We start from the raw sequence: 20,303 nt of genomic DNA, 5'->3' as shown, positions 1-20,303 counted from the left end.
AAACATACTGTTCACAAACTCTCATTACTCGAACATGCCGCTGCGCAGCATCTCCACCTCTTTCTCGGTGAGGAAGCGCCAGTCGCCGCGGCGTACGTTCTTCTTGGTCAGTCCGGCAAACTGCACGCGGTCGAGTTTCACGACACGGTAGCCCAGGCTCTCGAAGATACGGCGCACAATGCGGTTCTTGCCGCTATGGATCTCGATGCCCACCTGGCTGTGGTCGCGATCGTCGGCATACTCGATAGCGTCGGCATGTACCTCGCCATCCTCCAGCTCAATGCCCTCAGCGATCTTCTGCAGATCCTCTGCTGCCACGTTCTTGTCGAGGAAGACGTGATACACTTTCTTTTTGAGGAACTTAGGATGCGTCAGTTTACTGGCCAGCTCACCGTCGTTGGTCAACAACAGCACACCGGTGGTGTTGCGGTCCAGACGGCCTACAGGATAGATACGCTCCGGACATGCGTCCTTCACGAGATCCATCACAGTCTTGCGCTGCTGAGGATCATCACTGGTAGTGACGTAGTCCTTCGGCTTGTTGAGCAGCACATATACTTTCTTCTCAAGTGTGACAGGCTGATCGTGGAACTTCACGACATCAGAGCGGAGCACCTTGGTGCCGAGCTCGGTGACGACCTTGTCATTAACCGTCACCACACCTGCCTGGATGAACTCATCAGCTTCACGGCGAGAGCAGACGCCGGCGTTGGCCAAGTACTTGTTCAGGCGAATCGGCTCGTTCGGGTCGATGTTCTCTTCCTTGTACTCGATACGCTTCTTCAAGCTATACTTAGCATTGGGATCATATCCCGGGCGGTGCTGTCCATAGCCGCCTTGACGGTTGTAGCCGCCCTGACGGTTATAACCGCCCTGGCCCTGCTGACGATAACCGCCTTGCTGACGATAGCCGCCCTGCTGACGGGACTGATAGCCACCCTGGCCCTGCTGGCGATAACCGCCCTGCTGACGGGACTGATAGCCGCCCTGTCCCTGCTGACGATAGCCGCCCTGCTGCCGGGGCTGGTAGCCGCCCTGCTGGCGAGACTGGTAACCACCCTGCTGGCGAGGCTGATAACCACCCTGCTGACGGGACTGATAGCCACCCTGCTGGCGAGGCTGATAACCGCCTTCGCGCTGCTGATAGCCACCCTCCTCGTTATTGTTGTTGTAGCGCGGACGCTGCTGATAGCCACCCTGGCGCTGCTGATAGCCGCCCTGGCGCTGCTGGTAGCCGCCCTGACGCTGCTGATAGCTGTTGCGGGGACGCTGCTCGCCACCCATCAAGCCGGCACCGAAGCCTTCGGGACGGAAGCTGCTGCCCTCGTCACGGCTGGCACTCTTGTCAGAGCTGAAAGTGCGCTGTGTATGAATACGTGGACGCTGTACGCGGCCATTGACGTAATCTCTCTGATAACCCTGTTGTGGACGATAGCCTTCACGGCCTGCATCGCTACTCTGCTTAGGTTGTACGGACGAATCCTGTGTGTTCTTTTCTAATTCTTCTGCCATAATAGTTACATTGTGTAGCCTCTCGGCTTACTTGTTAATACTCTTGAAAATGATATTCTAAAAATGATATTATTAATAATGTGTAATATGAAAACAAATCTTTAGACGTGCGATTACATACCCGTGTAGTTCATCGGTGTGATCGCCATCAGCTCAGCCTTCACGTCATCACTGACGTTGAGCGTCTGAATGAAATCGTGGATAGTCTGCTCCGTCATCACGTTGTTGGTGCGGGTCAGCGCTTTCAGAGCTTCATAGGGATGAGGGTAGCCCTCACGGCGCAGGATGGTCTGGATAGCCTCAGCCACCACGGCCCAAGTGTTGTTCAGGTCCTCTGTCATCTTCTCCTGGTGGAGGATGAGCTTGCGAAGACCCTTCAGCGTGCTCTCGATGGCGATGACGCTGTGACCCATAGGCACGCCGACATTGCGGAGCACAGTCGAGTCGGTAAGGTCGCGCTGCAGGCGGCTCACCGGCAACTTGGCAGCGAGGAACTGCAGGATAGCGTTGGAGATGCCGAGGTTACCCTCACTGTTTTCGTAATCGATCGGGTTGACCTTATGCGGCATGGCACTGGAACCGACCTCTCCCTTCTTGATCTTCTGCTTGAAGTAGTCCATGGAGATATACATCCAGAAGTCGCGGTCGAGATCGATGATGATGGTATTGATGCGGCGCATCGCATCGAAGATAGCGCCGAGATAGTCGTAGTTGCTGATCTGTGTGGTCCACTGCTCACGCTCCAGTCCGAGTTTCTCGCTGACGAAGCGGTTGGCGAAAGCCTTCCAGTCATAGTTGGGATAAGCCACGTGATGCGCATTGAAGTTGCCCGTCGCGCCCCCGAACTTAGCAGTAATCTTGCAGGCCTTCAGACTGTTGAGCTGTTCGGTCAGACGATAGACATAGACCATGATCTCTTTGCCCAGGCGTGTGGGTGAGGCAGGCTGACCATGTGTCTTGGCAAGCATAGGCACGTCTTTCCACTCATCGGCATATTGCTGTAGCTGAGCGATGAGCTCTTCAATCAAAGGATAGTAGACATCGTGCAGTGCCTCCTTCAGCGAGAGGGGCACGCTGGTGTTGTTGATATCCTGAGAAGTCAGACCGAAGTGGATGAACTCCTTGTAGGCATCCAAGCCTCCGATCTCGTCGAAGCGCTCCTTGATGAAATACTCCACGGCCTTGACATCGTGGTTAGTGATCTTCTCGATGTCCTTGACACGTTGAGCGCTCTTCTCGTCGAAGTTGCGATAGATGTCGCGCAAGCGTTCGAAAAGGTTGTGATCGAAGTCCTTTAGTTGCGGCAAAGGCAACTCGCACAGAGTGATGAAATACTCCACCTCTACACGAATGCGGTAGCGGATCAGTGCGTATTCAGAGAAGTAGTTGGCCAAAGGCTCTGTCTTGCTTCTATAGCGACCATCGATAGGCGAGATGGCCGTCAATGTATCCAGATTCATAATGCTGTTAATAAGCTGTGATAATACGTATTATATTCTATTCTGCAAAATTACTAATTTATTTCGACATCTAATAAAAGTGTAGTGAAAAAGATAATTAAAAAGGAAAAAAGAAAGAAAATAGGGGAGAAAAGGCGAGCAACGGAAAGACATCAAGCGCTTCTGCGCAGCAGAAGCCTACAAAACCAAGCACAACCCTTCCAGCCCGCAAGCGACTATACGAAAGAACCAAGCACACACATTGTCAACCCATAAGCGACCACGCACACGCTAAGCACCGCGGAGAAAGTTCTTTAAAAAAGAAGTATGCTGAAACGGGAGTCAAAGACAAAGCACTTTGACGTGGGCGTTGACGGATTCGAACCGCCGACCCTCTGCTTGTAAGGCAGATGCTCTAAACCAACTGAGCTAAACGCCCGATATAAAAATCCCCGCAATCCCGAAGGACTACAGGGACCACCCCTACGTGGGCGTTGACGGATTCGAACCGCCGACCCTCTGCTTGTAAGGCAGATGCTCTAAACCAACTGAGCTAAACGCCCCTATCTCGGATTGCGGGTGCAAAGGTAACACAATTATTTCATCCCACCAAACTTTTGGCAAGAAAAAAGTGTAAGGGCACAAAAAAGCCTCTGCGCTGCTGAATGAAAAGACAGAAGCGCAGAGGCTGATATAGAGGGGATGACAACCATAGAGCTTATAGAGCCATAGAAGCTATAGAGGCCATAGAAACTACAGAATCCCATAGAGATTATAGAAACCAGAGACACTATAGGAGCCATAGATCTCCATCGCTCAATCATCATCATCTCCCGAAACATTCTCCCCGCAGTCTCCTCCACGAAGGTGTCAGTGGTGTGCAGATCCCCTCCTTTCCCCTTGGGGAGAGGACGGGGGCAGGGGGAGAAGAGAGGCTGGTCTTTTACTTCTTGATCATCTCCACCGATCTCTTGAGGAACTCGTCGAGGGCTTTGCCCTTGAGCATACCGTTCTGCAGGAGAGCCAGGTCGATGAGCTGATGCACGATCTTGTTGTCCTTGGCATAGTCGCAGAGGATCTTGTTCTTCTTATCGCGCTGCTCGTTGACAGCCTTCTCCGTCTTTTCGAGATCGTCTTTTTCCTCTTTGGTGATCTCCTCTGGTTTCTTCTTGCTCTGACTCTGATGAAGGGCTGCAAGACGAGCCTGCTGGCCTTTGAGTTCACTCTCGATCGGCTCCAAAGCCTCGTCGGTAGCCTTATGGGTCTCGTCGAGCACCTCTTTCACGAGAGCGTGGTCGGTGTTGAGCACCACCGTGTAGCTGTCCGGCATCTGACCATAGAAGCTCATTCCCGGCTGGAAGTGGCTCATATCCTTCATACGACGCATGTACTCACTCTCCGTGATCAGCACCGGCTGAGCCTGCTCGCCGAGTGCCTCCATGTCGACGTTGAATGTAGCCTTGGTGTCTACAGGCATCTGCGAGCGGAACACCTCTGACAGTTTGTCGCGGTCGTCGGCTTCCAGAGCACTCTTCTTTGCGTCCTCCTTTTGGATGAGACGGTCGATGATGTCAGCGTCGACACGTGCGAAGCGGCTCTTCTCCAGCTTCTGCTCGAGCATCGACACCATCGGCATGTCGAGCTGGCCGTCCATCAACAGCACGCTGTAGCCCTTGTCCTCGGCAGCCTTTATATAAGAATACTGGTCGTTCTTGTTGGTGGCATAGAGATAGACGAGGTCACCGTTCTTATCGGTCTGGTTGTCCTTGATGAGCGTCTTGTACTCCTCCATGGTGAAGTACTTGCCATTGATGTCCTTGAACAGCGCGAAGTCCTTGGCACGGTCGTAGAAGTCCTCCTGCGAGAGCATGCCGTAGTTGATGAAGAGCTTCAGGTCGTCCCACTTAGCCTCATAGTCCTTGCGGTCGTCCTTAAAGGTCTGCTGCAAGCGGTCTGCCACCTTCTTAGTGATATATGTCGAGATCTTCTTCACGTTGGCGTCGCTCTGCAGATAGCTGCGGCTGACGTTCAACGGGATATCCGGCGAGTCGATGACACCATGGAGCAGCGTCAGGAAGTCCGGCACAATGCCCTCTACCTGATCCGTGACGAAGACCTGGTTGCAATAGAGCTGGATCTTGTTGCGCTGCAGGTCGAGATTGCTGTGGACGCGCGGGAAGTAGAGGATACCCGTCAGATGGAACGGGAAGTCGACGTTGAGGTGAATCCAGAACAGCGGCTCGTCCTGCATCGGATAGAGCGTACGGTAGAAGTTCTTATAGTCCTCGTCTTTCAGTGTCGACGGTGTCTTGGTCCACAGAGGTTCCACGCTGTTGATGATGTTGTCGTCCTGCGTCTCCACTTCCTTGCCATCCTTCCATTCTGTCTTCTTGCCAAAGGCGATAGGCACTGCCATGAACTTGCAGTACTTATTCAGCAAAGCCGTGATACGCGTCTTCTCAAGAAATTCCTTGCAGTCGTCAGCGATGTGCAGCACGATGTCGGTACCGCGGTCAGCCTTCTCAGTCTCCTCAAGCGTAAACTCTGGTGAGCCGTCGCATGTCCAGTGCATGGCTTGTGCGCCCTCCTGATAGCTCTTGGTGATGATTTCGACCTTGTCAGACACCATAAAGCTGGAGTAGAAGCCGAGTCCGAAGTGTCCGATGATGGCATTGGCCTCATCCTTGTATTTCGTCAGGAAGTCAGTGACACCTGAGAAAGCGATTTGGTTGATGTATTTGTCGATCTCCTCAGCGGTCATACCGAGTCCGCGGTCGCTGATGGTCAGCGTCTTGGCATCTTTGTCGAGCTTGACGTGAATCGTCAGGTCGCCGAGCTCGCCCTTGAAGTCGCCCTTCTGCGCCAATGTCTTCAACTTCTGCGTAGCATCGACAGCGTTGGAGACCATTTCACGCAGGAAAATCTCATGATCGGAATACAAGAACTTTTTGATGACGGGGAAAATGTTCTCTGTTGTAACCCCAATATTACCTTTTTTCATGGTACGCTTTCTTATTAGTTTTTGCCGATAAAAATGCAAAAAGCGTGCCACGAAGATTTTTTTGAAATTTTACCGAAATGTTGACAATACTTTGAAAGAAAATTGTTATATTTGCAACATAGATTCATTTCAATAGGTTAAGGTTAGTTTTTTTAAAAGGTTAAAGGCCCCAATCAGAGTAGTGATTACTGTGGATTGGGGATTTTTGTTTAATCTATTGACAATGATCTGCTCTGAGAATCGATTCTTTTGAGTCAAACGGCTTGCCGGCCATGATTTCGTGAATTTCGTGCCTTTTTTGTAATGCGTTGATGGTTAATGCGTTATATCAACGTTGCTTCTTTGCTATTTGCAAAATTATTGGGAATTACCACAGAAACAGTCCAATAATCCTGTCATCTCGGTGGAATGATGCTGTCATCTCGGTGAAATGAGAAGGTCATCTCGGCAGGATGACAGGATCAAATCACCGAGATGACATGGTCAAACCGCCGAAATCATAAAAAAACGAAGCAAAACACACCAAGTCACACCATCGTTTTTATCTGGAAGCAAAAATGAGTTTTTTGCGTTTTGTCAGTTTTTATTGGGTCTATATCCTTTACACCTTATTTATATATAGGGTGCTTCAAGCTGGGACACAGACAAGATGTCACGTCGAAGTCTGCCACTCTTGTCAGTGTGGAGGCTGCTTTCCTTTTGGCACGATTTTGGCAATTACACGGTTGGTTAGCGAAACGCAACAACCAATTTGAAGTTAAACATAAAAAACATAGCAATTATGACAATTAAACCATTAGCAGACAGAGTGCTGGTACTTCCTGCACCAGCTGAGGAGAAAGTAGGTGGAATCATCATTCCTGACACAGCCAAGGAGAAACCACAGCGCGGCGAGATCGTCGCCGTCGGCCAAGGCACTAAAGACGATCCTATGGTTCTGAAGAAGGGCGACACCGTGCTCTATGGCAAATATGCCGGAACAGAGCTGGAGGATGGCGACAAGAAATACTTGATGATGCGTCAGAGCGACGTGCTCGCTGTCGTAGAGGACTAAAGATCTGCCGAGCGCAGACATCTGTTTTCACTCAATCAGTTTACTATTATCATAACATTAAAAATAGGAAATCACAACTATGGCAAAGATTATCAAATACAATACAGAAGCCCGCAACCTCATCAAGGCTGGTGTTGACCAGTTGGCCAACGCTGTAAAGGTTACACTCGGTCCTAAGGGCCGTAACGTCATCATCGAGAAGAAATTCGGTGCTCCTCAGATCACCAAGGACGGTGTCACCGTCGCTAAGGAGGTGGAACTTGAGGATAAGTTCGAGAACACTGGCGCCCAGCTCGTCAAGAGCGTAGCCAGCAAGACTGGTGACGACGCCGGCGACGGTACCACCACAGCTACCATCCTGACACAGGCCATCGTCACAGAGGGTCTGAAGAACGTCACTGCAGGTGCTAACCCAATGGATCTGAAGCGCGGTATCGACAAGGCCGTGGCCAAGGTCATCGACTATATCAAGACCAACGCTGAGCAGGTCGGCGACAACTACGACAAGATCGAGCAGGTCGCTACCGTCAGTGCCAACAACGATCCAGAGATTGGTAAGCTTATCGCCGACGCTATGCGCAAAGTCTCCAAGGACGGCGTGATCACCATCGAGGAGAGCAAGACCCGCGACACCAGCATCGGCGTGGTTCAGGGTATGCAGTTCGACCGTGGCTATCTGTCTGGCTACTTCGTGACCGACACCGACAAGATGGAGTGCGTCATGGAGAATCCTTACATCCTCATCTACGACAAGAAGATCAGCAACCTCAAGGAGTTCTTGCCTATCCTGCAGCCTGCTGCCGAGAGTGGCCGTCCACTGCTCGTCATCGCTGAGGATGTAGACTCTGAGGCTCTGACGACATTGGTTGTCAACCGTCTGCGTGGTGGTCTGAAGATCTGCGCTGTCAAGGCTCCTGGCTTCGGCGACCGTCGCAAGGCTATGCTTGAGGACATCGCAGTCCTGACCGGTGGCGTTGTCATCAGCGAGGAGAAGGGTCTGAAGCTCGAGCAGGCTACGCTTGACATGCTGGGCTCCGCCAAGAAGGTGACTATCACCAAGGACGACACGACGATCGTCGGCGGTGCCGGTGCTAAGGAGAACATCCAGGAGCGCGTCAACCAGATCAAGAACGAGATTGCCAACACCAAGAGCTCTTACGACAAGGAGAAGCTGCAGGAGCGCCTCGGCAAGCTCAGCGGTGGTGTCGCTGTGCTCTATGTCGGTGCTAACTCCGAGGTGGAGATGAAGGAAAAGAAGGATCGTTGCGACGACGCACTCTGCGCTACACGTGCAGCCAGCGAGGAAGGTGTTGTAGTTGGTGGCGGTACCACATACATCCGCGCTCAGGAAGAGCTGAAGGATCTCAAGGGCGACAACGCTGATGAGCAGACTGGTATCAACATCGTACGCCGCGCTATCGAGGAGCCGCTGCGTCAGATCGTCTTCAACGCCGGTGGCGAGGGCGCTGTCGTGGTGAACAAGGTTCGCGAGGGCAAGGGCGACTTCGGTTACAATGCCCGTGAGGACAAGTACGAAGACCTGCGTCAGGCTGGTGTCATCGACCCCGCCAAGGTAGAGCGTGTGGCTCTGGAGAACGCTGCTTCCGTAGCAGGTATGTTCCTGACCACTGAGTGCCTCATCTGCGACAAGCCTGAGGAGAAGCCGGCTATGCCAGCCGCTCAGCCCGGAATGATGTAATTGAGACATCGAAATAAAGATACTCATAACCACGAAGAGGTGGCAAGCCATGTTGCTTGCCACCTCTTTTTTTGTGTCCATACGCAACGACGCTGATTCTATTCATAGGATTTTCCCCGAAAAGAAGTCATCACGATCAGGTCATTTTTTTATTGAATTTACAACTCAAATACCACCAACTATGGAAGAGATTATTCAAACCGCATCACACCCGACTACTGTCATCGAGTCAGCTTATTGATGCCGTAATGCAGCTCTATGACCATATCGTCAACCGATATAAAAAACGTTGCTGCAAGAAGGCACTTTTTGCTCGCATAGTTACCACATGTAATTACAACAACACCAGCATACTCGACGTGGGGCGGACATCGGCCAGATGCTGCTCTATGTCGGGATAATCATTTTTCGACTTGTCGATGACAGCAGTGAGAATTTGGTTCTGCGCATCTATGAGATTGTCATCTTTAATACAGAAATCAAAGGATAGCTGCTTGATGATGGAGTTGGCAATGTCAATACCCTTCTGTAAATCACGGTCGTCATCGCCAAGCTGATTGAAGAGTTGCTTGATGAGCGCATGGAGATATTGCGAGAGATACTCTGCAATATTGCTTTTGTCGATAGGCTTCTTGCCAATGTAGTATTTACATTGGTCCATCTCGTCCAGCTTCCTTTTGAAGAACCTGTTGATGATCTGCTCGTATATACCTAATTCCATTGCTGCTTATAAAGATTGTATATACGTGCAAAGATAATATGTTTTTTTGTAACTGTCGACACTCACCTTATTTTTTACCGGTTACAAGGTTGCATTATTCTCCATCCCGATTGCGTTCTTATTTGCCTAATATTATGGAAAAGGCAGAGCATGCATAGGTTAGTCTTTACTGCTTACTGCTACTGTTCTGATCACTCTGCACGGATTGCCGACAGCGACCACACCGTCGGGAATGTCGTGGGTCACCACCGATCCGGCGCCAATAGTCGTATTGTTGCCGATGGTCACTCCGGGTAAAACAGTGACGTTGCCGCCAAACCATACGTTGTCGCCGACATGGATAGGCTTCGATTTCCCTACCTGTTGGTTGCGTCGCTCCACATCAATGGGGTGAATGGCGGTGTAGAAATTGCAGTTAGGTCCGATGAAGACATTGTCGCCGAAAGTCACCTCTGCCTCGTCAAGCACCGTGAGATTGTAGTTGGCAAAGAAATGCTTGCCCACCTTGATATTGAAGCCAAAGTCGCAATATATCGGTGTGTTGACGTGTAAGCCCTCACCAGCAGCGCCAAAGAACTTGGCAATGCGCCGGTTGCGCTCGTCGATTTGACTTGGCGGCATTTGGTTGATTTCAAAGATTTCCTGCTGACTGCGTCGCAGGCACTTTATCAGTTCTGGGGCATTGGCTTGGTACCAATTACCGCTTTTCATCTGCTGAAAGACGTCTTCCTTTTCCATATTTCCCTAAAGATTGCACCACAATAGTCTTTGACTTTCGTATAAATTAAAATTTAACCATGCAGAAAAACAACGTACCTGAGTGGTGCTAACAAAGCCGCAATTCATCAGCACGGCACGGCAAAGGTACGAATAAAAACTGAGAGGCTGACGTCTTCGAGCGGACTATTTACCTTATCATTGTCTTCGCGTGATCTCAACAATATACATTCTACTTGGAAAATCATTGGTTTGTTCTGTCGTTTGGATAATATTTTGTACTTTTGCTCCACAATTAATAATAAAGTAAAAGAATAGAAAGATAAAGCATCATGCTGAACAAGATTTGCAATTTCATTTCAAAGTATATGGCAGGAATCGTCATTGTGGTAGCAGCGATGGCGCTTTTGTTACCGGCATCATTCAACTGGATTTCAACCTCGTGGATCACGCCGTTGCTTGGACTGGTCATGTTCGGCATGGGACTGACCTTGGATCCACACGACTTCAAGGTAGTCTTCACTCGTCCAAAGGACATCATCATCGGCAGCCTGGCTCAATTCATCATCATGCCGTTGACCGCCTTCCTGCTGTCGCGCGTCTTTGGTCTGAGCGATGAACTGGCTATTGGTGTCATCCTTGTCGGCTGTTGTCCCGGCGGTACCGCCTCAAATGTAATGACCTATTTGGCCAAGGGTGACCTCGCGCTGTCGGTGGGCATGACCACGGTCAGCACGGTGCTGGCTCCTTTTCTCACGCCACTACTCACCTTGCTCTATGCCGGTGAGCGTGTGCACGTCAATGCTCTTGGCATGTTCCTGAGCATCATTGAAGTAGTCATTCTGCCCATCATCTTGGGCTTTGTCTTCAAGAAACTGTTTCCAAGACAGACGCAACGACTATCAGCTTATCTGCCAGCTTTCTCTTCAGTGATGATTGCGTTGATCGTCGGTATTATCGTCAGTGCCAATGCTCCGAAACTGCTTACGGGCGGCTTGCTCATCGTGCTCGTCGTGGTGTTGCACAACATTTGCGGCTTGAGCATGGGTTATCTCGTCGGTCGTGCGCTCCGTTTGTCTCACAAGAAATGCTCAGCGATCTCCATAGAAGTAGGCATGCAAAACTCCGGTCTCGCCAGTTCATTGGCTGCCGTTCACTTCGCCATGTATCCGATGGCTACCGTCCCCGGTGCCGTTTTCTCTGTGTGGCATAATGTCAGCGGTGCTGTCGTCGCCAAGATCTACGCCAAGCAGCAAGAGAAAAAGGAGAAGGCAGAACAATGAAAGAAGACATAGAATCACAAAAAACTCGTGTGACCCTAAAGTCGCACGAGTTTTTTTGTTACCTATATATATATAAGGTGTAAGCGCAAATATTGGCTACTGTCCGTAAGCAATGGCGGTGATTTGTGTTAAACCTTTGTCGTTATTCTTCTTCCCGTTTCTCGATGTCCTGCATCAACTTCACGGCATCGACGTACTGCTCGATACCTTGCGCCACCTCCTGTGCGGCTTTCATGGCGAGGACGACGGTCTGTGGACGGTGCACCACGTCGCCACCGGCAAAGACGCCGCGCCGCGTGGTCATGCCAAAGGGACGCTCCAAGATCTTGACATAGCCTTTCTCGTCGACATCGATGCCATCTGTCGTAGACACGATGCGGTTGGCGGGACGCGAGCCGATGGCCAGGAAAATGCGGTCAAAGTGCTCTTCGCGGTCACCATCGTCGGTGTGTACGGTCACGCTGCCGAGTCGTCCGGGCTCACCGGCAATAAACTCCGTGACGCTGGACTTCCACCAGAACTTCACGCCCTCTTTGACGGCTTCGTCATATTCGCTTTGTATGGCAGGCATCTCTTCCTGCGTGCGTCGGTAGATGACCGTCACTTCGGCACCCAAGCGAATGGCAGTGCGGGCAGCATCCATGGCAACGTTGCCGCCGCCGATGACGCCGACACGTTCTCCGGCACGCAACGGCACCATATTGCGGGCGATGGCACCTTCCTGATAAGCGTTGAACTGATGGAGCAAGTAGGTCGACTGGCTCACACCGTGGAGCTTGGCTCCCGGCACGTCGTCCATGTTCTGTGGCACAGCGGTTCCCGTGCCCATGAAGATAGCGTCGAAGCCATGCGCGAAGAGATAGTCGACGGTGATGCCGTTCTCGCCCACCATGGTGTTGGTGATGAAGTTGACACCGAGCTCGGCAATCTTCTCAATTTCTGCTCTTACCACCGCCTTGGGCAGACGGTATTCGGGAATGCCGAACATCAGCACGCCGCCAGGCTCCTCAAGTCCCTCGTAGATCGTCACGGCGAAACCTTTGCGAGCCAGATTGCCCGCAACGGTGAGTCCGGCAGGTCCCGATCCGATGACGGCGATATTGCCACGCGTCTTTTGTGGCAGCTTTTCGCGTTGCAGGCGCATCTGTGTGTCGAAGTCAGCGATGAAAGCCTCCAGGCTGCCGATCTTCACGGGGTTGCCTTTCTTGTTGAGCACGCAGTGACCCTGGCATTGCTTCTCGTGTGGGCAGACGCGTCCGCAGATTGCCGGCAGGTTCGACGTCTCGTTGATGATGGCCATGGCGTCTCCGAGGTTGCCCTTGGAGAGTTGATGGATAAACGAGGGAATGTCATTGCCGATGGGACAGCCCTTGCGGCACATTGGCACCTTGCAGTGGAGACAGCGCTTGGCCTCCGTGATCGCTTCCTGCATCGTCAGGGGCTGCGGTGTGCTATAGTCGATTTGCTCTTTCTTCATGTTGTTACGATGTTTTGTAGAGATTGGTTGTGGTTATTAAAAGCTTGTTTTGTCAGATAGGGTTTACAAAAGTACGTATTATATCCGTACGCTTCGTTATATTCTGTAAAAAATTAAATAAGATTAACCTCAAACCGAGAAGAAATCTCTATTCAGCAAATGAAGTTGAAGCATAATCACTTGCTATTTACTTATTATCAAGAATTTGAGAATTAAAGAATCTCCTGCGCATTATTGTGCATTAATAAAAATTGGGGAATATAAGTTGCTTTGCTGTTTTCGTTCAGGCAATTCTTTTAGATTCCATACGGTATGCAGTAATTCTCTAATTCTCAAATTCTTGAGTTCTTCTTACTTGACTTTGAAGTGAAACCAATCGATGTCTACCTTTCCGCCAAGCTGCCGGGTGGCATAGTTGTAGATGCCGAAGCGTGTGCCCATGAAGAAGCGACGGTAGTCGAAGACGAGTTTGAAGCCGCTCAAAACCGTTGTCCAATGCTTGCCGTCGAGGCTGTAGGCCAGTGAGGCCACATCTTTGTGGAGACGGAAATCAGCACTCACCTTCAAGTAGACGATGTTCTGTGACAAGACCTTGCGGTAGACTTCGTGACGATGATCGGCAAGGACATGGTGATCTTTTGACTCCATCTCCACAGAGTCCGTCGAGGCCACGATATATTTCTTACCCTTTTCTTTCACTATGGAGAGCAGGGCGGCATCGTTCTGAAAGGCACAGAAGCCTGCCACATCGCCATCCTGCATCTTGCTGACATCCATGCGGATGATGCCCTCGCTCTGTGGTCCCATCATGCGAGTGGTCAGTGTGTTGCGGGCCAGAAAGATGTTGGGAGCCACAGCAGCCGTATGCAGACGCAGCCAGCCACGGCGCTCGGTGAGCGACCAGGCGTTGTCGATGGGGTTGTGGTTCCACTGCCAGTCGAGGCTCAGTGTAGACTTGTTGAACTCATCGCTGTTGACGATGCTCGTCTTCTTATTGCCCGCAAAGGGTACCTCCATCGTTGCGGGCACATAGTCCACCTTCGGCCAGCCGTCGGTCCAGCGGACAGGAGAGAGCGTCGGCACGCGGCCCACACCGCCACGGTCCTGGAAGATCAGCGCAAACCAGCGGCCATCTGGCGTGTCTACTATCGTGCCCTGCCCGACACCGCCGTATCCTCCGAACTCTGTCTCGAGCATCACACGCTTAGTGTATGGGCCTTGGATGTCTTTTGCGCGGTAAACGATTTCGCGGCGCGGATGACCGTTGGTCCAGGAAATCATCTGCAAGTAGTAGTATCCGTCGTGTTTGATGACACGAGAACCTTCGAGGAGTCCCTTCTCCTCACTGTCGCGCTGGAAGAGCTGGCGGTGAGATCCGTCCACGACCGACTTGAGATCGCTGCTGAGCTCCACCATCTCGCCGGTAGCATAGAAGACATACGCACGGTCGTCATCGTCGAAGAACAGCGTGGCGTCGTGGAAATGGGGCAACCGGCTGACGAGTGTCCACGGTCCTTCTGCCTTCTTGGCCGTCATGATATACGTCTCGCCACCAGGATTGTCATTGGGAGCGAAGAGTGCATAAAACCGTCCTTTGTGATACTTCAGCGAGGTGGCCCACTGCCCGCGGCCGTAGACGGTGCCCTGCTCCATATTATATTTAGGCGAGTCTGTGAGTTTGTCGAAGATGTAGCCCACCGTCTGCCAGTTGACAAGGTCGCGCGAGTGCATGATGGGACCGCCCGGCATGAGGTGCATCGTCGTCGAGACCATGTAGTAGTCGCTGCCCACACGGATCAAGTCCATGTCGGGCACGTCCGACCAGATGACGGGATTGGAGAACATTGCGGTCTGCGAAGCTTCGTGATTCACGATTTTGCCCATGGGCTTCTTCACCGTCTCCGTTGCCATCATGGGCAGCGACAGCGCGGCGAGAAGCAGAAGGGCAGGGATTGTTTTTGCTTTCATTGATTTGTCTGTTTCTAATCTGCTTGATTCATGAACGTTCAGATCTTCTTTGTAGAACATGGAATTGCCATGAATTAACCACGAATTATTTACAACGATGATGTTGATGAGTAATTCAAAGTCAGTTCATGAACATCCATGTAAATGATATATACATGAAACAAGCATCTAATTTATTTAGTCTTTATTGTTATTTTCTCTAACACCACACCCGGGTCGAGCGGTTCGAAGACGAGGCGATGGATGCCGTCGCTCAGCTGTTGCAACGGCAGCGTGACCTGCTTTTCAACGATGCGGCGGGCTACCGTTGGGTAGTAGATGCTGTAAATATTCTCCGGCTTCTCATTGAGGTTGGCGTTGAAGTTCACCGTCTCGCCCTTGCCGTCGAGGCTCACGCGGTAGCGCAGTCCACCCTGGTTGAGGAAGTCGAGCGTGCATTTCGTTGTCACGGTGATGGTCACGCTGTCGGTGGGTTGCATACCACGGAAGCGATACTCCAGTTGTGCGCCGTTGACCGATGCTGTAGTTGGCCGCAGCGTCATGGCACCGAGTGACGGTCCCATGAATGGGATGTCGATCCAGCGTGCGCCTTCGCCGTCGCGCTTGCTAAAGTAGTGTTCGGCCTCCAAGACCACTTTGTCTCCCTTGGCATCGATGATCCAGCTGTCGGTACGTGGTTTCACCTGATAGAGTTTCGGCAGCATGTCGTGGGGGAAGTTGTCATTCCAGGTGGTGTATCCGATGTGTTTCTGGATCATCATGCCGTTCCATTTGCCTCCTGCCATATTGTGATTGTAGGCAGCACAGAGCAGAGAGTCACGACGGAAGTCGTGGCGGCAGCGCTCCGCCCACGTGTTGGCATCGGGGTTGCCCTGCTCATAGAGCTGATGGTTCATGGCTTGGGCATAGTACATGTCGTAGAGATTGGCCATTGCCTGCACGGGGAAGAGGATGAGTTCCTGGTAAGCGTCGCGACAACTCTCGGGCAGAGCAGTGTATTGGCGTAGGGCGTCACGCTCCAAGGCAGCGTAGTCGCTGACCGCCTTCTCCCATTCGCCATCCTTCAGACTGTAGGTCTTGGCGTCGAGCATCTCCGCTGTGCAGCGTCCGGCAAACTTGCATTGCAGGTTAAGAATACGCGCGGCCTCCGCAGCCTGCTCCTCGCCGAAGGCAGCCGCACAGAAGCGGCGGGTGTGATCCAAGAGGTTTTCTGTGGTGTAGGCAGTGGGGTTCCATGCCATGTCGATGAAGAGCTGGATGGGATATTCCATCGGTTTGAGATCACCGACATTGAGGATCCACAGCCGGTCGATACCGTTTTCGGCAGCCAGCGTCAGCTGTTCCCACATATTCTGAATGGGCGTCACGTTGATCCATTTCGAGTTTCTCGGAGCCCCCACATAGTCGACATGATAGTAGAGTCCCCATCCGCCTTTGCGATTGCGCTCTTTTGGCGTAGGCACACGACGTACGTCGCCCCAGTTGTCATCACAGAGCAGCAGTATCACATCATCGGGCACACGCAGTCCGGCGTCGTAGTAGTCCATCACCTCTTTGTAGAGAGCCCATACCTGCGGCACCTCGCTGGCCTTCTTGCCACGCTCTTTCTCGATGATGCGTCGCTGGTTGCGGATGATTTTCTCCATGAGCTGAATGTTTGTGTCTTCGCTCATGGCCATGTCGCCGTCGCCGCGCATGCCGATGGTGACGATGTCTTCCGTATTTTTGTTGCGGCGTACGCCACCTGCCCAAAAGTTGTCCAAGGCCTTCTGGTTGGTGGTATAATCCCACTGTCCGCCTGCTGCCTCACGTGAAGCGCGGTCCTGCGGCTCTACGTTCGGGTCGTCGGTATGGCCATGCCATTCCTTTTGTGAGCGGCACATCGGCTCGTGATGTGAGGTGCCGATGATGATGCCACGGTCGTCAGCAGTCTTGCTGTTCAGTGCGTCGTCGGCATAGAAGGCCCAGCCCCACATGGCCGGCCACATGAAGTTTGCCTTTAATCTGAGCAGCAACTCAAAGACGCGGTCGTAGAAACGGTGGTCGCCGTAGTTTGTGCCATAGGTGTTTTTTACCCATGTTGTCAGGCAGGGAGCCTCATCGTTGAGGAAGATGCCGCGGTACTTTACTCTTGGAGAGGGCTGGTATTGACGGCCGTTGCTATATACAATATGGTCTTGGTGCTTCACGGGAACATCAGCCCACCAGTACCACGGCGACACGCCCATCTCGCGACTGAGTTCATAGATGCCGTAGATGGTGCCGCGCTTGTCTGAGCCGACGATGACGAGATTGCCGTCAACAACGTCGATGAGATAGCTCTCCCATTGACCGCGCAGTTTCCTGACGTCGATTTTATGGGCTTTGACGATGTTGCTGATCATTCTACTCTTGCCGAGCGTGCCGGCGATGATGTGTCCGTGTCCCGGCTGATTGGCTGATGAGACGACAAGTACGGGTGCTGCTTTACCGCAGACACGCCCAATGTCAGCACTGAGATCGCGTGCTGCCAGTCTGACACCCGTCCAGTCTGTGGTGTCCACGACGATGGCGGCAGGCTGCTGTCCGGGCTTGGCGATGCAAAAATCATTGGCACTGGCCAGTAGAGGAAACAGAGATAATAAGAATAGGAGGATCTTGTTCATATTGCTTATAAAAGATTATCTAATGCCAAAAACGGCATACGACTTCCCGGGTTGGGTGTCGATGTCATATTCATATACGCGCGGAATCTTTACCTCTTCGACTTTTTCTGTGTGGATGAGCAGCTTCCTGACTACAGCAGGAGCAAACAGCGCATTGGGGCAAGCACCTTTGGCTTCCCGCAATCCTTGACTTTTCAGTGGCTGGTAAGCGCGCAGACGCAGCACGCCGCCGATGGTAGAGGTGATGGTGGCTTGTTTAAGCTTGCCGTCGCTCCACTGTTCACTGACGACGAAACCACCACGGGTTCTGATACCCTTCACGCTTCCCTCGTGCCAGGCAGCAGGCAATGCTGGCAAGAGATGCACGGCACCGTCGTGACTCTGTACCAGCATCTCGGCGATGCCAGCGGTGAAACCAAAGTTACCGTCAATCTGAAAGGGTGGATGCGCATCGAAGAGATTGGGATAGACACGGCCGTTGGGATACTGCCGTTGCAGTGAGTCGCAAGGTAGCAGGTGCAGCAGGTTGTTGATGATTTGCAGCGCATGATCGCCGTCGAGCATACGTGCCCAGAAGTTGATCTTCCATCCTAAGCTCCATCCCGTGGCCATATCGCCGCGCTGGAGCAGGGTGGTGTGAGCGGCGCTGAAGAGCTCAGGATGGCTGAAAGGCGAAATCTGATTGCTCGGGTACAGCCCGTAGAGATGAGAGATATGGCGGTGCTCGTCTTTCGGATTGTCACCGTCTTGCAGCCATTCTTGCAGTTGACCGTAGCGACCTACTTGCATGGGAGGCAGCAAAGCGAGCTTCTCTTGTGCCTCGTGGCGGAATGTCGTGTCGGTACCGAGTATTTCTGAAGCCCTGATAGCCGAGGACAGTGCGTCGAAAGCAATCTGGTTGTCCATCGTGCAACCCGCTGTTACGGACGTGCTTTTACCCATTGGGCCGTGCTCAGGACTGACAGACGGAGAGAGGAGAAACGCTTTGTGAATGTTGAATGCTGAATGATGAGTGTTGAATGAAATGCTACAAGAGTCGAGAGAAGTGCTACCAGAGTTGAAAGTTGAAAGTTGAGAGTTGAACTGATAGAGCGAATCTGTGGGCACGATCTGGCCATAGTCCATCAGGAAGCGGGCGGCGGAGCGGAGAACAGGATACCACTGACGCAGGAAACTCTTGTCGCCTGTGAAGAGATAGTGTTGCCACAGATGCGTTGTCAGCCACGCTCCACCGCAGGGAAACATGCCCCAGTAAGCACCGTCGATCGGGCCGGCAACACGCCAGATGTCGGTGTTGTGATGAGCTACAAAGCCACGGCAGCCATACATTGTCTGTGCGGTTTGGGCACCAGTCTGGCTGAGATCGTGGATGAGAGAAAAGAGAGGGGGCAGGGTAGAAGTGAGGTTGGTCACCTCTGCCGGCCAGTAGTTCATCTCGGTGTTGATGTTGATGGTGTACTTGCTGTCCCACGGTGCATTGCGTTCCTTGTTCCAGATACCTTGCAGATTGGCAGCCTGTCCGCCGGAGCGTGATGAGGAGAGCAGGAGATAGCGGCCATATTGAAACATCAGCGTCACAAGACGGGGATCTTGCTGCTGAGGATATTGCTGGAGCAAAACGTCTGTCGGAAGAACCTGACTTTGTGATTTTGCGGGATTGATGCTTAAGCTTACCGTGTTGAAAAGCGGCTGATAAGCAGCTATATGTGCCCGAAGTTGCTCGGCATAGTTACCGGCAAGAGCCTGCTCCAACGCCAGTTGTGCCTTGCCTTCCGCGTCATCGCTGATGTCGTGATAGTTGACGAAATTCGTGGCAGCGGTCAGATAGATGGTAGCGGAGGTGGCATGAGTGATGCTCAGACGATCGTCTTGACTCATCGTTTTGCCGTCGGTTTTCACAGCCACCTTGCACACGGCATGCAGTCCGGCCTTTACGCCTTCCTGTTCTTCACCCTGACAGACCATCGACAGTTGCTGTCGTTGAGTCTCTACCTTGTGGTTGAGGATTGAGGAAAGCGAGACACTGAAGTGCAAGGCACCTTTTCGCGAAGCCTGGAGATGCACCGCCATGAAACGCCCGGCAAAAGAAGTGAAGACCGTGCGCTTGATTTTCACACCGTCTTGAACGAAAGTTGTGGTATTAACCGCTTGCTCCAGAGACAGAGAGCGATGGTAGCGGTTGTCACCAGAGAGCTTGGCCGATGCTTTGAGCTGACGTTTGTTTCCCTGCCCTTCCGTAGGCATGTCAATGAGCAGCGAGCCCAACGGCAAGAAGCGCATACCGTTCTTACCGGTGAAGAAGTTACGGTTGATGACACCCTCGGCCTGTTCCTCCTTACCATGACGAATCAGTTCGCGCACACATTGCAAGGAATCTTTGGCACGTGGCGCATCGTTGTTGTAAGGTGATCCGGACCAGAATGTAGTCTCATTGAGATCGATACGCTCGTGCAAAGTACCGCCGTAGACCATCGCCCCGATGAATCCGTTGCCTAAGGGCAGTGCTTCCCACCAGTTTCGGGCAGGTTGCTGATACTCCAAAAGCAACCTTTCGTGGATAGAAGGGTTCGTACTCCAACTCTGAAGACAGATGAGCAGGAGTGAAGAGAGCATCAGAAAATACCCTTTGGTTTTGGTTCGCCAAGTATAGATAGAAGGAAATAGCTTTGCCATCATGAGTTGTTTTCAGTTATTTCTGCAAAGTTACGCATTTTGTCTCAATGTCTATTTGCCAAACGTTTCATTTTACTTGTTATTTGTTGCAGATGAAATGTATTTTTGCTCTTT

General features: G+C 52.0%; 12 protein-coding genes and 2 tRNA genes. 3 read left to right on the top strand and 11 right to left on the bottom strand.

Translation table 11 applies throughout. From position 1 onward, the window contains the following. Positions 1–24: 24 nt before the first annotated feature. The 5 genes from NG346_RS09625 to htpG all read right to left on the bottom strand — a co-directional run bounded on the left by NG346_RS09625 (position 25) and on the right by htpG (position 5,952). Complete coding sequence (locus NG346_RS09625) at positions 25–1,512, bottom strand: pseudouridine synthase (RefSeq protein ID WP_262288657.1); 1,488 nt, start codon at positions 1,510–1,512, stop codon at positions 25–27. A gap of 113 nt (positions 1,513–1,625) precedes the next feature. Beyond that, entirely contained in the window at positions 1,626–2,972 is a 1,347-nt protein-coding gene (purB, locus tag NG346_RS09620) for an adenylosuccinate lyase (RefSeq protein ID WP_262288656.1), read from the bottom strand. A gap of 343 nt (positions 2,973–3,315) precedes the next feature. Next, positions 3,316–3,390: transfer RNA gene (locus tag NG346_RS09615), tRNA-Val, on the bottom strand. 49 nt (positions 3,391–3,439) lie between these two features. Beyond that, a tRNA-Val gene (locus tag NG346_RS09610) sits at positions 3,440–3,514 on the bottom strand. A gap of 380 nt (positions 3,515–3,894) precedes the next feature. Further along, positions 3,895–5,952, bottom strand: coding sequence for a molecular chaperone HtpG (gene htpG / locus NG346_RS09605; protein WP_262279983.1), 2,058 nt, complete (start codon positions 5,950–5,952; stop codon positions 3,895–3,897). Between the two features lie 781 nt (positions 5,953–6,733). Between htpG and NG346_RS09600 the strand changes: the two genes are divergently transcribed. Together NG346_RS09600 and groL are read left to right on the top strand one after the other, a co-directional pair. Next, positions 6,734–7,006 (top strand): co-chaperone GroES, encoded by a 273-nt coding sequence (locus NG346_RS09600; protein WP_154533616.1) that lies wholly within the window; start codon positions 6,734–6,736, stop codon positions 7,004–7,006. A 79-nt stretch (positions 7,007–7,085) separates the two neighbouring features. Continuing rightward, positions 7,086–8,705, top strand: coding sequence for a chaperonin GroEL (groL, locus tag NG346_RS09595; RefSeq protein WP_262279982.1), 1,620 nt, complete (start codon positions 7,086–7,088; stop codon positions 8,703–8,705). 334 nt (positions 8,706–9,039) lie between these two features. Here groL and NG346_RS09590 read toward each other — a convergent pair whose 3' ends face one another. Both NG346_RS09590 and NG346_RS09585 read right to left on the bottom strand, forming a co-directional pair. Next, positions 9,040–9,426 carry a hypothetical protein gene (locus NG346_RS09590; protein WP_262288655.1) on the bottom strand — a complete coding sequence of 129 codons (387 nt, stop codon included), beginning with the start codon at positions 9,424–9,426 and terminating at the stop codon, positions 9,040–9,042. A 159-nt stretch (positions 9,427–9,585) separates the two neighbouring features. Next, on the bottom strand, positions 9,586–10,164 hold the full coding sequence (locus NG346_RS09585) for a sugar O-acetyltransferase (protein WP_262288654.1): 579 nt from the start codon (positions 10,162–10,164) through the stop codon (positions 9,586–9,588). A 311-nt stretch (positions 10,165–10,475) separates the two neighbouring features. On the opposite strand from NG346_RS09585, the gene NG346_RS09580 reads away from it, so the two are divergent. Further along, the gene (locus NG346_RS09580) at positions 10,476–11,426 is read left to right on the top strand and encodes a bile acid:sodium symporter family protein (protein ID WP_262288653.1); all 951 of its coding nucleotides are present in this window, start codon (positions 10,476–10,478) and stop codon (positions 11,424–11,426) included. 142 nt (positions 11,427–11,568) lie between these two features. Here the strand turns inward: NG346_RS09580 and NG346_RS09575 are convergent, their stop codons facing one another. The 4 genes from NG346_RS09575 to NG346_RS09560 all read right to left on the bottom strand — a co-directional run bounded on the left by NG346_RS09575 (position 11,569) and on the right by NG346_RS09560 (position 20,189). Next, complete coding sequence (locus tag NG346_RS09575; RefSeq protein ID WP_262288652.1) at positions 11,569–12,903, bottom strand: NAD(P)-dependent oxidoreductase; 1,335 nt, start codon at positions 12,901–12,903, stop codon at positions 11,569–11,571. 351 nt (positions 12,904–13,254) lie between these two features. Then, positions 13,255–14,817 (bottom strand): glycoside hydrolase 43 family protein, encoded by a 1,563-nt coding sequence (locus tag NG346_RS09570; RefSeq protein WP_396266806.1) that lies wholly within the window; start codon positions 14,815–14,817, stop codon positions 13,255–13,257. Between the two features lie 227 nt (positions 14,818–15,044). Further along, on the bottom strand, positions 15,045–17,516 hold the full coding sequence (locus tag NG346_RS09565) for a glycosyl hydrolase 115 family protein (RefSeq protein WP_262288650.1): 2,472 nt from the start codon (positions 17,514–17,516) through the stop codon (positions 15,045–15,047). 15 nt (positions 17,517–17,531) lie between these two features. Beyond that, a complete protein-coding gene (locus NG346_RS09560) occupies positions 17,532–20,189 on the bottom strand; it encodes a glycoside hydrolase family 95 protein (protein ID WP_262288658.1) in 2,658 nt (885 codons plus the stop codon). Positions 20,190–20,303: the final 114 nt, after the last annotated feature.

The organism is Hallella absiana (genome assembly GCF_025457485.1).
GTDB classification, from domain to species: Bacteria; Bacteroidota; Bacteroidia; order Bacteroidales; family Bacteroidaceae; genus Prevotella; species Prevotella absiana.
This window is presented reverse-complemented; position numbering and strand designations above follow the sequence as displayed.

Bases quoted from the DNA above. Each gene is read 5' to 3' on its own strand.
- NG346_RS09625 (WP_262288657.1), bottom strand. From the start codon at position 1,512: ATGGCAGAAGAATTAGAAAAGAACACACAGGATTCGTCCGTACAACCT.
- purB (WP_262288656.1), bottom strand. From the start codon at position 2,972: ATGAATCTGGATACATTGACGGCCATCTCGCCTATCGATGGTCGCTAT.
- htpG (WP_262279983.1), bottom strand. From the start codon at position 5,952: ATGAAAAAAGGTAATATTGGGGTTACAACAGAGAACATTTTCCCCGTC.
- NG346_RS09600 (WP_154533616.1), top strand. From the start codon at position 6,734: ATGACAATTAAACCATTAGCAGACAGAGTGCTGGTACTTCCTGCACCA.
- groL (WP_262279982.1), top strand. From the start codon at position 7,086: ATGGCAAAGATTATCAAATACAATACAGAAGCCCGCAACCTCATCAAG.
- NG346_RS09590 (WP_262288655.1), bottom strand. From the start codon at position 9,426: ATGGAATTAGGTATATACGAGCAGATCATCAACAGGTTCTTCAAAAGG.
- NG346_RS09585 (WP_262288654.1), bottom strand. From the start codon at position 10,164: ATGGAAAAGGAAGACGTCTTTCAGCAGATGAAAAGCGGTAATTGGTAC.
- NG346_RS09580 (WP_262288653.1), top strand. From the start codon at position 10,476: ATGCTGAACAAGATTTGCAATTTCATTTCAAAGTATATGGCAGGAATC.
- NG346_RS09575 (WP_262288652.1), bottom strand. From the start codon at position 12,903: ATGAAGAAAGAGCAAATCGACTATAGCACACCGCAGCCCCTGACGATG.
- NG346_RS09570 (WP_396266806.1), bottom strand. From the start codon at position 14,817: ATGATGGCAACGGAGACGGTGAAGAAGCCCATGGGCAAAATCGTGAAT.
- NG346_RS09565 (WP_262288650.1), bottom strand. From the start codon at position 17,516: ATGAACAAGATCCTCCTATTCTTATTATCTCTGTTTCCTCTACTGGCC.
- NG346_RS09560 (WP_262288658.1), bottom strand. From the start codon at position 20,189: ATGGCAAAGCTATTTCCTTCTATCTATACTTGGCGAACCAAAACCAAA.